Consider the following 14,630-nt stretch of genomic DNA (forward strand, 5'->3'; position numbering starts at 1 on the left):
CAGAAAAGCCCCGGCCAATTGCCGATCGTAAAAGCCGCCAATTAAAAATTCCCGTAATTTTTCTTGACAAGCCCGCCGATACTCCTATATTAGAGGAGTCAGAGGAGTGGGCAACTCCTCCGAAGAGATTGAAATGATAAAAATACTGCCTTTAAGCAAAGGATGCCAGAATGCCCTGCGGGTGGCGGTCTATTTCTCCACGCGGCCGGTCGGGGCCATAATCCCCCGCGAAGAGGCCAGCCGGAAGACCAAAATCCCTACTTTGTTTCTGGCCAAAATTCTTCAAACCCTGACCCGCGCCGGCGTTTTACGCTCCCATTTGGGGGCTGAACGGGGGTATTCGCTGGCCCGCCCGGCTGGAGAGGTGAGCTTGCTGGATGTGGTGCGGGCCTATGACGGCCCGGTGGACGAAGGGGTCTGCGTATTGGACGGATCCAAGCATTGCCCGGGGGATTCCACCTGCGCCTTCCACGACTACTGGGTTGAAACCCGCCGGGATGTGGTGGCCAAACTGGCCTCTATTTCCGTGGCGGAGGCGGCGGAAATGCTTTCCCGTAAAAGAAACGACAACGGCAGCAAAAAGGCCTCGTTGCGAAAAGACATAAACGAAGAAGGAAAAACAGTACAAAAACCACAAACCAAGGAGGAGTTATGAAGAGCATCAATCCATTGGCGAAAATTCTTCTGGCGGCAACGTTGTCCGCCTTTGGGATTTTCGCGCTGGCCGGCTGCGGCGGAAGTGCCAGTGGCGACGACACCAAAAACATGGTGTACGGCTCGCCGGAATCCAAAATGTCGATGGAGCCGGCCTCCGGGCCGCTGTACGAAGGAGCGGCTTTGTCGATTGCGCCGGAAGTGAAGCCGGTGCCGAACGCCACCGAACATCACGTGCGCATCGACGTAAATCATGCCGAAGTGGTTGTCAACGATACCATCAAATTCGTCGGCTGGCTTTTCGGCGGCGCCTATCCCGGTCCGGTTCTGCATGTTCGGCAAGGGGACAAGGTCTATTTCAAAATGACCAACCGCTCCAACGAGACGGTCGGCATTTCCCCGCCGTCGCCTCATTCCATCGACTTCCATGCGGCGATGGTCAATCCCAAGGACAAATACCGCGAGGTGATTCCGGGCGCCACCATCGAGTTTGAATGGACCGCCAACTATCCCGGCGTCTATATGTACCACTGCGGCTCGCCGGCCATTCTGCAGCATATGATTTACGGAATGGTCGGGATGACCATCGTGGAGCCGAAGGACGGCTACCCCACCAAGGTGGACCGTGAGTATGCTGTCTTCCAGTCCGAACTCTATCTGGCCAAGCTGAAATCCGGGATGTACGTCACCGATATGGCCACCGCCAAGAAAAAAGAGCCGATGTTCGTCTGCTTCAACGGCCAGCCGTTCCGTCACGTCAAGGAGCCCTTGAAGGCCAAGGCGGGCGAGCGCGTCCGTTTGTACGTGTTGAACGCCGGCCCCTGCGGCACCTCCAGCTTCCACGTCGTGGGTACCCTGTTTGACCGGGTTTGGATGGAAGGGCATCCGCAAAATGAAATGCGCGGCGCGGCAACCATCATGCTCCCCTCCTCCGGCGGCGCCATCGTGGAGTTCGTCGTGCCGGAAAAGGGGATCTACACCTTCGTGGACCACGAATTCGCCGATGTGGAAGCCGGGGCGGCCGGTTTGATTGACGCCTCCGGCGACGAAGTGGCGATGAAATAACGGGAGCGGGGCGGAAGAAAGGCCGGTAATCTGAAAATGACTGCGATGAAAAGATGCGGGAAGGGGGACTCTTCCGGAAGACAACGGCATCGCCGGCCTTTTCTTCTTTTCCTTTTGGTTTTGGTTGTGTTTGCAACAACGGCTGTGGCGGGCGGAGCGGCCGGGGCAGCTGATTCGCTTAAAGGCGACAGCATCGACCGCTGCGGCAATCCCAAAGCCGTCAGTTTCCCGCTTCAGAATCGGCCCGCTTCTTTCCAGTCGGAGGCGGTTGTCCGGCCAGGGGAGAAGCAGCTTGCAAAAGAGGGGAAGGGAACGGTCTACTTCTTTTTGGGTTCCCTCTGCCCCTGCACGGACGCCCACAAGCACTCCATTATGGAACTGATGTCGCTGGCCCCCAAAAAGAATATCAAGCTGGTGGCGGTCTTCCCCAATAAGGGGGAGTCGGTGGAACTGATTGAACACTTCTTCAAGGGAATCGGCTTCAAGCTGGATTACATCGTCGATTCCACCAACCGGCTGGTGAAAAAATTCGGCGCCCGAAAAACGCCGGAGGTTTTTTTGGTGGATGAAAAAGGACGGGTGGTTTATTCCGGCCCGATTGACGATTCGGTGGAAAATTTGGGGCAAATCAAAAACGCCTATTTGAAAAACGCCGTGCTGGAGCTGGCCGAAGGGCGGCCCGTCACCGTTCCGCGCGCGGAGGGAAGCGGATGCTGGATTGTGCGCAACCGGTAGGTTTGGAAAAAGAGAAACGGGATGGATATCATTGACGGCTTGTTGGGAGAACACGGCGTTTTTTACGCGCTGTTTGACTGGTACGAAAAATCGACCCGTCAAGCCCGGACGCTCGAGGACGTGCAGAAGCTGGCCCGGCCGCTGGCCGATGCCCTCATCTCCCACGCCAAACTCGAAGACAAACTCCTTTTTCCCCTGCTGGAATCGGATCGGTTCCTGCGGCGCCCCCTGCAGGTGATGGAGCGGGAGCACAGGGGGATCGAAGGGGCTCTTCTGGGGGTGGAGTCCTGCACGCGGAAAACGGAGGCCTTGGACCAGGTGCTGGCCGCCATCGAATCGGCCCGCGAACATTTTGCCAAGGAGGAGCGCATCCTTTTCCCCCGCGCCCGGCAGGTGTTGGACGAAAAACAGTTGGCCAAGCTCACCTGCCGCTGGGCCGAAGCGCGGGGAGTGGCCGTTCTCTAAAAAAGCTTTCCCGATCGGTAATCTTGAATATCTTGCCTTACAAAAGAAAGGAGCGCTCTATGCCTGCGCGTTGGTTTAAATTTACAGTGGTAATCCTTCTCGGCCTGTTTGCCTGCCCATCTCTTTGGGCACAGGAAAAACCGGCCGGAAAAGTTTGGGGATACGCCTTCGGAGATTATTTTTACAAACTGCACGGCAATGCTGTCGAGGCCTCCCCTTCGCAGTATTCCACGGTGGCCAAGGACTTTCAGGCCTTCCAGTTCCGCCGGTTGCAGCTCTATTACGACCATACTTTGAGCGAAAAGTTTTTCTCCCGCTTCATGCTGGAAGTGAACGACAAATCGCCGATGCCCGACGGGAAATTCGGCGATTTTTTAAAGGCCGCCTACGTCGAGTGGAAAAACATCATCCCAAGGTGCAACGCCGCCATCGGCCTGTATCCGGCGCCGACCTGGAGCTGGCTTACGGAAAAGGTCTGGAACTACCGCTCGGTGGAAAAAACCATAGCCGACTTTCGCGGTATGGGGGGGTTGGGCGGGGCTTCGGATTTGGGAATCGTGCTGCGCGGGAATTTTGACGCCGCCGGCCGCTACGGCTACGGCTTTATGATTGGCAACGGCACGGGGCAGAAAGCGGAGACCAACAAGTACAAAAAATTTTACGGGGCGTTCTCCGCCAAGCCGGTAAAAGGGATGGTTCTGGAGGCGTACGGCGACTACGAGCCGGCGGCGGATAAAAATATTTCCACCTTGAAGGGGTTTGCGGCCTATGAAACGGCCCGTTTGACCGGCGGGGTGGAGGCGGTGTATCAAACCCAGGAAAATGCAGGCAGTGCCGGGGCTGACAAAACCCCCTTCGGCATCGCTTTTTTTGCCCGGGGACCCGTCCCCTTGGTTGAAAAGCTCGCCGCCTTTGGCCGCTTCGATTTTTTCAATCCGAACACGCAGGTGACCGATTCCGGCTTCAATGAATACTTCTTTGTTACCGGGCTGGATTTCATGCCGGTCAAAAACGTCCATTTCATGCCGAATTTCTGGCTGAACAGTTTCTCGGACAAAAGCCCGGCCGGCTTGAAAAAGGATGCGGATGTGGCCTTGCGGCTGACCTTTTATTATATATACGAGTGATGCCGGCGCGGAGGGAGAAGTAAGCGTGCATTACCCCTGGTGGTATGTTCCGTTCCTCAATGCGCCGATGCTCATCGCCATAATTGCCGTCCTGCACGTTTTGGTTTCCCACTACGCCGTCGGCGGCGGGCTTTTTCTGGCGGTGGAAACCAGCTTCGCCTACAAGACCAAAAACACCAACTATCTTTCCTATCTGCGCCAGCATGCCTGGTTTTTCATTCTAATCACCGTGGTGTACGGCGCCATCACTGGCGTCGGCATCTGGTGGACCATCGGGCTGGCTTCTCCTCTGGCCACCGAAACGCTCATTCACGCTTTTGTTTTCGGCTGGGCGATGGAGTATGTTTTCTTCGTTCTGGAAGTTGTCTCGGCGTTCATTTTCTTCTACTACTGGGGGCGGCTGGATGCCAAAACGCACACTCAAGTCGGCTGGATCTACGCCGCTTCGGCTTGGATAAGCTTGGTCTTAATCACCGGCATCACCGCCTTTATGCTCCATCCCGGAAGCTGGCCGCAGGACAAGGACTTCTGGACCGGCTTTTTCAACCCGCAGTTTGTGCCGCAGGTTCTCTCCCGCACGGGCGGGTCGTTCCTCTTGGCCTCCCTCTATGTCTATCTGCACGCCGCTTTTAAAGTAAAGGACCCGGCGATGCGGGACCTGATTGCCGCCCGCTCCGCCCGCCCGGCCCTGTTGGGTTCAATCCTGATTGTCCTCGGCGGGATCGGCTGGTTTCTCTACCTGCCGGAATCGGCCCAGGCGGCCCTGGCGGCCGCCAGCACGCTCAACATCATGATGGCGATAATTTTCGCCTTGACCATCGGGGTTTTTCTTTTGCTTTACTTCGGGCCGTACAAAAATCCGGGCTGGCTCACCCCCGGTTTTGCCATCGTGCTCTTCGTGATGGGGCTTGCCGCTTTTTCCACCGGCGAGTTCGTGCGCGAAGCGGTGCGCAAGCCGTTCATTGTCTATAACGTCGTCTTGGGAAATCAGGTTCTGGCCGAGGAAGTCCCGGCGTTGAAGGCCAACGGCTATCTCGAAAGCGGCAACTGGCTGCGCGCGCATGTGGCGGCCCGCTTTCCGCAAACACTCGAAGATGGAAAAATCAACGAGGCAAAATTACTTGAACTTCCCAAATCAAACCAAGTCGAACTGGGTGAAATGCTCTTCCAGTACGCCTGCAACAACTGCCACGCCGCCAAAAACGGCATGTCGGCGGCCTCCCACCTGATGCGGGGCTGGACGGTGGAGATGATTCGCACGGTCTCCCGCGAGCCGGAAAAAATGCACTTCTTTATGCCCCCCTGGGCCGGAACGCCGGAGGAATCGGAGCTTCTGACCCGATACCTGATCTCCATCGCCCCGGCCCATCCGGCCGGGATGTATTTCGGAGAGGAAAAGTGAATCCCGCCGATCTAATCGGCCCCACGAGTTCCCTCGGTTCCCCCGCGCCGTACTGGTTTTTGGTTTTCTTCAAGGTGTTGGGATTCATTTTACATATGATTCCAATGAGCCTGTGGTATGCCGGAATTTTGCTCGCCCTGTTGATGCGCTGGAAACGGGGGGAGAACGGCCGTATCTGGTCGGCCCGCTTGATGAAGCAAATGCCCCTTTGGGTGGCCTTGGGGGTCAATTTCGGCATTGTTCCCTTATTGTTCACGCAGGTATCCTATTACCAGGTTTTTTATCCCGCCACCATTTTGATGGCCTGGTTCTGGCTTTCCGTGATTCTTCTTTTGACTCTGGCCTATTACGGCGTCTACATCTACGCCTACGGCTTGAAGGAGGGACAAACCCTCACCCCCTTCCGTCAGGCGTCGGGATGGATTTCCGCAATTTTCTTTATTGCCATCGGTTTTTTGTTTTCCAACGCCTTCAGCTTGATGACCAATCTGGGCGGCTGGCCCGAATTGGCGGAAAAGACCGGCGTTGCGGGGGCCGTTTTGGGAACGGCTTTGAACACGGCCGACGCCACCCTTTTGCCCCGCTGGCTCATGATGTTCGGGCTCGCCCTGACCACCACCGGCGCCTACGCCTTCGTGGATGCGGGAGTTTTTGCCCGTAAAGAATCGGACGCTTATAGAATGTGGGCCGGTTCTTTCGCGCTGGTAATCTACACGATTGGCACCGTCTGGTTCGCCCTCTTCGGCTCTTGGTATGTTTTCGGCACCTGGCATCCGGAAATCAAAGCAACCATGTTTGCAATTCCGCTCGGAATCTTGACCCTGCTTACCGCCATCGGCCCGGGGCTGGTCTGGGTTTGCCTGTGGCTGTTCCGCAAATCGGTAAGCAAACGCGCGGCCCTGCTGGTTGCGCTCATGCAATTAGTTGTTTTGGCGCTGAATGCCGTAAGCCGTCAGTTGGTTCAGAATCTGGAATTGAAGCAATTTCTGGACGTCACCGCCGAACCGGTCAAAATGCAGCTTTCGCCAATCGCGTTGTTCCTGCTTTTGTTCATCTTCGGCGTAGGGGTGGTGGTCTGGATGGTGCGAAAAATCATCGCCGTGGAGGGAAAACCGGCGGCGGCCGGTTCGTAATCTTTCAATGGGAAAAAGGATTCTCCTCGCCATGCTCGCCGGCGTTTTTTTGGGGCTCTCCGCTTTCACCTTTCACTACGCCGAGGGGCTTTCCTACCTGTCCAACGACCCCCGTGCCTGTGTGAACTGCCACGTGATGCGGGACAACTACGACTCCTGGCAGAAGGGAAACCACCATGCCGCCGCCACCTGCAACGACTGCCACGTGCCGCATTCCCTCGTTCCCAAACTGGTCACCAAATTGCGAAACGGCTACAACCATTCCAAGGGGTTTACCTTTATGGATTTCCCCGAGCCGATACGAATCAAACCGGCCAATGCCATGGTCTTGCAGCGCAACTGCATCAGCTGCCACGAAAAAACGGTGCAGGACATTGCCGAGCATGATGAAACCGAAGAACAAAGCGTTTTGTGCGTCCGCTGTCACACCACGGTGGGGCACGGGGGACGAAAGTAGGAGGAAAAATGAACGGGTCGAAATGGAGTTATATCGGCGTCACCGCGCTGGTGGCCTTGGCGACGATTGTGGTCGTCGGGCTTCTGATGAGCATCAACGAGCGCAAACGGGAGGCGGAAAAACATTTTTTTGAGCTGGCCGAACTTTCCGAAAGGGATGTCGACCCGGCGCTCTGGGGGAAGAATTTCCCCCGCCAGTACGACGGCTACAAGCGCACCGTGGACACCGCCCGCACCCGCTACGGCGGCAGCGAGGCGTTTCAAAAGCTGGAGGCCGACCCGGGGTTAAGGCGCATTTTCGCCGGCTACCCCTTCGGCGTCGATTACCGCGAGGAGCGGGGGCATTTCTTTTCCCTTACCGACCAGGATTTGACCGAGCGGACCAAAAAATTCAAACAGCCCGGTGCCTGTCTGCAGTGCCACGCAGGGGGGATGGCGGAAGTGTACCGCCAAGCCGGAAACGGTGACTTGATGGCCGGGTTTGAGAAAATCTGCGCCATGCCTCTGGCTGAAGCCCGCAAATTGGTCAGCCATCCGGTGGCCTGCGTTGACTGCCACGACCCGAAAACGATGCAGCTTCGCGTTACCCGCCCGGGCTTTTTGAACGGCATCAAAGCGCTGAAGGCCAGTCAAGGGATAAAGGATTACGACCCGAACCGGGATGCCACCCGTCAGGAAATGCGCAGCTTTGTCTGCGGCCAGTGCCACGTTGAATACTATTTCAAAGGGGAGAAGAAGCTCGTGACCTATCCCTGGCAGAACGGCTTGCGCGTGGAGCAGATTGAGGCCTACTACGACGAGGTGGGCTGGAAGGACTGGCTGCATCCGGAAACCGGCGCGCAAGTGCTAAAAGCCCAGCATCCCGAATTCGAACTTTGGAACCAGGGGATTCATTCCCGAAGCGGCGTGGCCTGCGCCGATTGCCATATGCCGTACAAAAGGGAAGGGGCGGTAAAAATCAGCGACCACCATGTCAAAAGTCCGCTGTTAAATGTCTCCCGCGCCTGCCAGCAATGCCACAATTACCCGGAGAAGGAGATTTTGGACCGGGCCGAAACGATTCAAAAACGGACGCGGGACTTGATGACCCGGGCCGAGGCGGCGCTTTTGCAGATGATGGATGCCGTAAAAGCGGCCAAGGGGCGGGGCGTTCCCGATGCCCGCTTGCAGGAGGCCTTGGCTTTTCACCGCAAGGCCCAGTGGCGGCTCGATTTCATCAACGCCGAAAACTCGATGGGCTTCCACGCCCCGCAGGAAGCGGCGCGCATTCTGGCCGAAGCGATCGACTACGCCCGGCAGGGGGAGATTGCCGCCCGGCAGGTCAGGTAAGGGGCCGGCCGATGCTTCTCCGCGCATTTGCCATTTGGCTCATCCTCGTTCCGCTGGCCATTCTCAACGGAACGGTGCGCAATTACCTCTTGGTGCCGCTCGTCGGGAACGGCGCCGCCCACATTATCAGCAGCGTCACTTTAAGCATTTTGATTTTTGCCGTGGCCTGGTTTTTTATCGGCTGGATTCATCCCGCTTCCGCGCAGCAGGCCTTGGGGCTTGGCTTTTTCTGGCTGGTGCTGACGGTCTTGTTCGAATTCGGCGCGGGGCACTACCTCTTCAAAAACCCGTGGGAAAAACTCTTGGCGGACTACGACGTTTTCAAGGGGCGCGTCTGGATACTTGTGCTGCTTGCAACCCTGTTTGCTCCGTATGCTGCTGCCCGCATGCGCGGATTTTCTCAATAGTCGTTTTTGTCCCCCTTGCCAGGGGGGATGGGGCCCGAAGGGCCGGGGGTGTTCCGTGGGGGCGAGGCATGCCTCGCCCTTACAATTTTAGGCCGCTTGCCCCTTGGTGAAATTCAACAGTCCGCCGGCCAAAAGTATCTGCTTCTGCCTTTCCGTAAAGCCGTGCTTTGCTTGGAAGTTCCGGTGCTTGGTGGCGTTGCGAACTTCAATCGTCTCCGCCGAACTGGACAAAAAGTTGGTCAGCCCGGCCACCTCCAGCTTGTCCCCCTGCTCCTGCCAGTCGTAATCCTTGGGGTCGGCAAATGTCAAAGGCACGATGCCGAAGTTTATCAGATTCGTCCAGTGAATCCGGGCGAAGCTTTTGGCCAAAACCAGCTTGATTCCCAGATACATTGGCGCCAGGGCGGCATGCTCGCGGGAGCTCCCCTGCCCGTAATTGTCCCCCCCGATAATCACCCCGCCCCCTTTTTGCTGGGCCCGCTCCACAAACTTTTCATCCACCCGGAAAAAGACGAACTTCGAAATCGCCGGGATGTTGGAGCGCAAGGGCAGAATCTTGGCCCCCGCCGGCATGATATGATCCGTGGTGATGTTGTCTCCCAATTTGATTAGCACTTCGCCCGTAATTGTCTCTTCCATCGCCCCGCGGGTCGGCAAGGGTTTGATGTTCGGCCCGCGCAAAATCTCCACCCCCTCCGGCTTTCTCACCGGCGCCAAAATCATCCGGTCATCCACGACAAACGATTTGGGCGTGGGCGTGCGGAATCCCTTCCCCAGCTTGCGCGGGTCGGTAATCACCCCTTTCAAGGCGCAGGCCACCGCCGTCTCCGGACTCGAAAGATACACCTGCGCATCCTTGGTGCCGGAGCGCCCTTCAAAATTCCGGTTGAAGCTGCGCACCGAAACCCCGCCGGAAGGGGGCGCCTGCCCCATCCCGATGCAGGGGCCGCAGGCCGATTCGAGTATGCGCGCGCCGGCGGCAATCAAATCGGAAAGCGCCCCGGATTTGTCCACGTTGTAAAAAACCTGCTTGGAGCCGGGGGTGACGGTCATGTCCAGCCCGGGATAAATCCTTTTCCCCTTCAAAATCTTGGCCGCCACGGACAAATCATGGAACGAGGAATTGGTGCAGGAGCCGATGCAGACCTGGTCCACCTTCGTTCCCTCCACTTCTTTTACGGGAACGACGTTATCCGGCGAATGCGGCCGGGCAATCAAGGGCTCCAGCTTGTTCAAGTCGATGACAATTTCATCGTCATATTCCGCGTCCTTGTCCGGCCCCAAGGGCTTGTATCCCTTCGGCCGCTTCTGCGCCTTCAGATACGCCAGCGTGTTTTCGTCCGAGGGAAATATGGAAGTCGTCGCCCCCAGCTCCGCCCCCATGTTGGTAATCGTCCCCCGCTCCGGCACGGTCAGAGATTTCACCCCCGGCCCCACGTATTCAAAAATCTTTCCCACGCCCCCCTTGACGGTCAGGCGGCGCAGCATTTCCAAAATAATATCCTTCGCGGTCACCCACGGGCGCAGTTTTCCCAAGAGCAAAACCCGCACAATCTTGGGCATCGTCATATAAAAAGGCCCCCCCGCCATCGCCACCGCCACGTCCAGCCCCCCCGCGCCGATGGCCAAAGAGCCGATGCCGCCGGAAGTCGGCGTGTGCGAATCGGAGCCGAGCAGAGTCGCCCCCGGCGCGCCGAACCGTTCCAGATGCACCTGGTGGCAAATCCCGTTCCCCGGTTTGGAAAAATAAATTCCGTAGCGCGCCGCCACGCTCTGCAAATAGCGGTGGTCGTCGGCGTTTTCAAACCCGGTCTGCAGCATGTTGTGGTCCACGTAGGAAACCGAAAGCCGCGTTTTCACCTTTGGAATTCCCATCGCCTCGAACTGCAGATAGGCCATCGTGCCGGTGGCGTCCTGGGTCAGGGTCTGGTCGATTTTTATGGCCACTTCCCGGCCGGGTTTCATTTCCCCTTCGACCAAATGCGCTTCGATAATCTTTTGCACCAAATTCCGCTTCATTTTATATCCTTTCAACGGGCCTCAAATATTCCATCTCTCCAGCCATACCGTCTAACATCTTACATCGGAAGATTGTTTCTGTCAATTGAGGTTTGGCAGAGGGCGAAGAAGTGTATTTGCAGGGGCGCATTGCAATGCGCCCACCCCTTCCCGCATCGGGAAGGGACCAGTGGTTAGGTCGTCTTTTGTAGGGGCGACTCCCCGTGGTCGCCCTTGTTTGTTTTTGCAGGGACAGGCCCCGTGCCTGCCCGTTTTTTCTGTCCCCTCCTTACGAAGGGGGGGATTAAGGGGAGGTTAAACACGCCGCATAACCGCAAAATTCTTGCAAATTCCTTTTGGGTGTGTTAAACTATACCACGAAAATGAAACGCGTGTTGGAAAAAGAACCGCAAATTTCCCAAGTCAGCCAGTTCACCGCCGTCCGCGCCTTCATCGACCGGAATTTTCAGCATTTCAACGCCGCCGTCGTAAAAGACGCCTGCCGCTCCTACGAACAGCTTCTCGCGGGCGGCGGAAAAATGTTTTTGGCCATGGCCGGGGCGATGAGCACCGGCGAGCTCGGCATCACGCTGGCCGAAATGATTCGCAAAGGAAAAATCCACGCCATCTCCACCACCGGCGCCAACTTGGAAGAGGATATTTTCAACTTGGTAGCGCACAATTCCTACGAACGGGTTCCCGGCTACCGCTACTTGACCAAGGATGACGAGGAAAAACTCTTGGATCGCCATTTAAACCGCGTCACCGACACCTGCATCCCGGAAGAAGAGGCGATGCGCCGGATCGAACGGATCATCCTCGAATACTGGCGCAAGGCCGAAGCAAAAGGGGAGCGGTTTTTCCCCCACGAATACATGTACAGGATGATAAAAGACGGCGCGCTGGAAAAACTGTACGAAATCGACCCGCGCGATTCCTGGATGGTCGCCGCCGCCGAAAAAAACCTCCCCATCTTCGTCGGCGGCTGGGAGGATTCCACGCTCGGCAACAAGTTCGTGGCGGATTTCAAAAAAGGGAACATCAAAAAAATCTCCGTCGTCAAATCCGGCCTCGAATACATGGATGTCTTAATCGACTGGTACGAGCAAACTTCGGCCAAAGCCCCCATCGGCTTTTTCCAAATCGGCGGCGGCATCGCCGGCGATTTTCCCATCTGCGTGGTGCCCCTCTTGGAGCAGGATTTGTTCCGCGAAAACGTCAAAAAATGGGCCTACTTCTGCCAGATTTCCGACAGCACCACCTCCTACGGCTCCTACTCCGGCGCCACCCCCAACGAAAAAATCACCTGGGGAAAGATTGCCAAGGAGACCCCCAGCTTCATCATCGAATCAGACGCCACCATCGTCGCCCCCTTGATGTTCGCCTACCTTTTAAGCGAATAGCGTCAGAACCCGACCTCATTCTTCTTTTGTCCCCACTACCGCCCCGGCAAAGACGTGCCGGAGTTTTTAGTTAAAGCAAAAAGGTGACTCTGTCACGCAAGTATTCAATTAACGGTTTGCTTTATTTATAATTTTTGTTACTTCATAAAATTTCCCAAAAAACTCATTTCCAGGCACTGCAACAGATTTAAACTCTTCCAAGAGCAATCTCTTAAGTCGCTGCTTTGCCGTTCTTTTCTCCTCGGAAGTACCGTTCATGGCTTGTTGAACCAAGCCCGGGTTCTCACCCAAAACCTTGCTAGTGACCTGATCTGGCAATAATCCCTCTATATTTTTCTTTCCAGCGAGATTCTGCCCTAATGCAGAATAATGTGTATTTCTCTCAAAACCCAAACCTATTAAACACCTTTCAATGTCTGGCTCAGCATCTAGATCGTAGGTAATAAATATTTTCTTGCACCTGTCCTTGATAAATTTCAAAACTACCGGCTGGCTCAAAGTTCCTTTTCCTTCATATGGAAAAATTTCACCTTCAAACTTAAGTTGTCCAGTCCCATGAACTGGATCGCGTAAGAGCTCGAAATATTCCTTATCAATGTCTCCCTCAACTAGAAGAACTGAATCTTTCTTACTAAAGAAGAGTTTTCGCCAGGGTTCAAATTCCTGATTTTCGACACCGAGCGCAAGCCCAAAAGGTTCCATCCAATTGGCCCCAGAGGTATCGACTACTACACTTTCCTTTAGTTGTTTGTAATAGACATTACGTTTCAGCAAGATATTGGATTCAGGTTTTTCTTGACTTAGCATGTAAGGGCTATGTGTGGTAGTAATTACTTGTACCTTGAATTCTTCGCTGAGATCCTGAATGATTTTCCCGAATTCGGCTTGTGCTGACGGATGGAGAAAGCTCTCCGGCTCTTCAATTACAATTATTGGTGTAATTTTTGATGCCGACTTCACAGATTGGCTAATTTCCTTTGCCAAAAACAACGTTAGTAGAATTAACGTGCGGTTACGGGTTCCGCTTCCCCAATCATTAAGACTGACGTCGACAATCCCGGACCTCAACGTTAAGCTAAAGGGCAAGTAATCTAAGTCAAATTGTTCAATCGACAAACTGACTTTATATTTTTCTTCGAGACGACCGAGTAGTTTTGTGAGCTCTTCCTGCCTGTCTTTAGCTATTTTGCGCAGCCTCTTGTTCATAGATAATTTTATGGATTCTAACTGGCCTGCATGTTGACCAGATAGCTCAGGGAAAAAACCGCCAAATTCGCGCCAATATCTAAATCGGGGGTCTAACTCAGTTGAATTGTAAAATAGAAAAGTTCGAGAAGTTTGGAACTTCCTCAAAACTTCCTGTGCATTTAGACCCTCAAACTTTTTTTCCCCGATCTGAACTGTAACTTCCTGCTCATTTCTTTCGCCACCGTAAACCAGTTGTAAACACAACGTTATGCCATCAGGTGGACTTTCCAGTTTGAGCTGGGTAGCAAGAAATTCATACAAACCCGTGTCTGCACTCTTATCAACGGTTACTTCTATGGCTATTGTAATTTTCCGCTGCTTTGGTTCAGCTTCTATCCATCTGCAAAAGTCTTCCTTTACTGACAACTCTTGTTGATAACGGAAGCTGTAAGGGTCTTCCTCTTTCATAAAACCACGGAGAACTCGCACAATATTCGTTTTTCCGCAGTCGTTCTTGCCGCAAATAGCACAGTAGTAGGTAGAAAAATGAAGATCTAAGTTTTCAAGGGTTCTATAATTTCTAATTTTAAGCTTGTTAATCTTCATTCAATCGCTCTACGCCCTATCCCATCAAACCGTAAGCCACTTTGAGCAATCTTTTAAGCTTTCCGTCAATGTTATCCATTATCGCCAAATTATCTTTCGCTTTCCCAAAAATCAACCTCCCCGGGGGTGGGTTACAAATTCACAACAACTTCAGAGTGAATTTCGCAGGGTGGGCCTTTAGTAGAGGGACGTGGGCGGGTTTTAAGGATTTTCACTAATCCATAATCCCCAATCCCTGATCCCTGTATTTGTGAGACGCGGGATTTAGCCTCGGAGAAAGAGCCGGTGTGCACACCGGCTCCCCCCAAGGCCCAAAGGCGTAGCATGATACACCACGCAAGCCCCCTTTGACGAAAGGGGGCGAAAAGCCAAAAAGCCCCTCCCCCATCAGGGCGGGGGAGTGCGGCAGTTCCACCCGGCCCCTGAGGCCAAGCCATTCCATCGGCTTGCCACCATAAGACGCGCCCAAAAGGCCCGTCTGCAAAAGCCGCCGCCCGTTCCGGGCTTGGGGCGGACGGCCCAACCAAAAAAAGCCGGAATAGAACACCAAAGCGCCGCGCAAGCGGCGCAGGGCAGCTGCCTCTTTGAAGGCAGCCAACCCAATAGAACTGAAGGGAAGGTGGCGCCTCCCCTTCACATGCCGCCCAAATCCCGCGAACCCA

At 54.9% G+C, this 14,630-nt stretch carries 13 protein-coding genes; 11 read left to right on the plus strand and 2 right to left on the minus strand.

The window, feature by feature from the left end; genetic code table 11:
• The first annotated feature begins 133 nt into the window (after positions 1-133).
• From VNL73_03345 to VNL73_03390, 10 genes are read left to right on the plus strand one after another with little or no spacing between them, the layout of a single operon-like run.
• On the plus strand, positions 134-655 hold the full coding sequence (locus VNL73_03345) for an Rrf2 family transcriptional regulator (protein HXF48447.1): 522 nt from the start codon (positions 134-136) through the stop codon (positions 653-655).
• Positions 652-1,719 carry a multicopper oxidase domain-containing protein gene (locus VNL73_03350; GenBank protein ID HXF48448.1) on the plus strand — a complete coding sequence of 356 codons (1,068 nt, stop codon included), beginning with the start codon at positions 652-654 and terminating at the stop codon, positions 1,717-1,719. Before VNL73_03345 ends, VNL73_03350 begins: the two co-directional genes overlap by 4 nt.
• A gap of 36 nt (positions 1,720-1,755) precedes the next feature.
• On the plus strand, positions 1,756-2,454 hold the full coding sequence (locus VNL73_03355; GenBank protein ID HXF48449.1) for a redoxin family protein: 699 nt from the start codon (positions 1,756-1,758) through the stop codon (positions 2,452-2,454).
• Between the two features lie 21 nt (positions 2,455-2,475).
• The gene (locus tag VNL73_03360) at positions 2,476-2,919 is read left to right on the plus strand and encodes a hemerythrin domain-containing protein (GenBank protein ID HXF48450.1); all 444 of its coding nucleotides are present in this window, start codon (positions 2,476-2,478) and stop codon (positions 2,917-2,919) included.
• Between the two features lie 59 nt (positions 2,920-2,978).
• Complete coding sequence (locus VNL73_03365) at positions 2,979-4,046, plus strand: hypothetical protein (protein HXF48451.1); 1,068 nt, start codon at positions 2,979-2,981, stop codon at positions 4,044-4,046.
• 25 nt (positions 4,047-4,071) lie between these two features.
• Positions 4,072-5,448 carry a cytochrome ubiquinol oxidase subunit I gene (locus tag VNL73_03370; GenBank protein ID HXF48452.1) on the plus strand — a complete coding sequence of 459 codons (1,377 nt, stop codon included), beginning with the start codon at positions 4,072-4,074 and terminating at the stop codon, positions 5,446-5,448.
• Positions 5,445-6,581 carry a hypothetical protein gene (locus VNL73_03375; GenBank protein ID HXF48453.1) on the plus strand — a complete coding sequence of 379 codons (1,137 nt, stop codon included), beginning with the start codon at positions 5,445-5,447 and terminating at the stop codon, positions 6,579-6,581. Before VNL73_03370 ends, VNL73_03375 begins: the two co-directional genes overlap by 4 nt.
• Positions 6,582-6,588: 7 nt before the next feature.
• Positions 6,589-7,038 (plus strand): cytochrome c nitrite reductase small subunit, encoded by a 450-nt coding sequence (gene nrfH, locus VNL73_03380; protein ID HXF48454.1) that lies wholly within the window; start codon positions 6,589-6,591, stop codon positions 7,036-7,038.
• An 8-nt stretch (positions 7,039-7,046) separates the two neighbouring features.
• Complete coding sequence (locus VNL73_03385; GenBank protein ID HXF48455.1) at positions 7,047-8,366, plus strand: ammonia-forming cytochrome c nitrite reductase subunit c552; 1,320 nt, start codon at positions 7,047-7,049, stop codon at positions 8,364-8,366.
• 11 nt (positions 8,367-8,377) lie between these two features.
• On the plus strand, positions 8,378-8,773 hold the full coding sequence (locus VNL73_03390) for a hypothetical protein (protein HXF48456.1): 396 nt from the start codon (positions 8,378-8,380) through the stop codon (positions 8,771-8,773).
• An 87-nt stretch (positions 8,774-8,860) separates the two neighbouring features.
• On the opposite strand, the gene VNL73_03395 is transcribed toward VNL73_03390, so the two are convergent.
• Positions 8,861-10,792 (minus strand): aconitate hydratase, encoded by a 1,932-nt coding sequence (locus VNL73_03395; GenBank protein ID HXF48457.1) that lies wholly within the window; start codon positions 10,790-10,792, stop codon positions 8,861-8,863.
• A gap of 362 nt (positions 10,793-11,154) precedes the next feature.
• Between VNL73_03395 and VNL73_03400 the strand changes: the two genes are divergently transcribed.
• Positions 11,155-12,174 (plus strand): deoxyhypusine synthase family protein, encoded by a 1,020-nt coding sequence (locus tag VNL73_03400; GenBank protein ID HXF48458.1) that lies wholly within the window; start codon positions 11,155-11,157, stop codon positions 12,172-12,174.
• Positions 12,175-12,282: 108 nt separating this feature from the next.
• Here the strand turns inward: VNL73_03400 and VNL73_03405 are convergent, their stop codons facing one another.
• The gene (locus tag VNL73_03405) at positions 12,283-13,968 is read right to left on the minus strand and encodes an AAA family ATPase (GenBank protein ID HXF48459.1); all 1,686 of its coding nucleotides are present in this window, start codon (positions 13,966-13,968) and stop codon (positions 12,283-12,285) included.
• Between the last annotated feature and the right edge of the window lie 662 nt (positions 13,969-14,630).

The organism is Verrucomicrobiia bacterium (assembly GCA_035574275.1).
GTDB lineage: Bacteria > Zixibacteria > MSB-5A5 > DSPP01 > DSPP01 > DSPP01.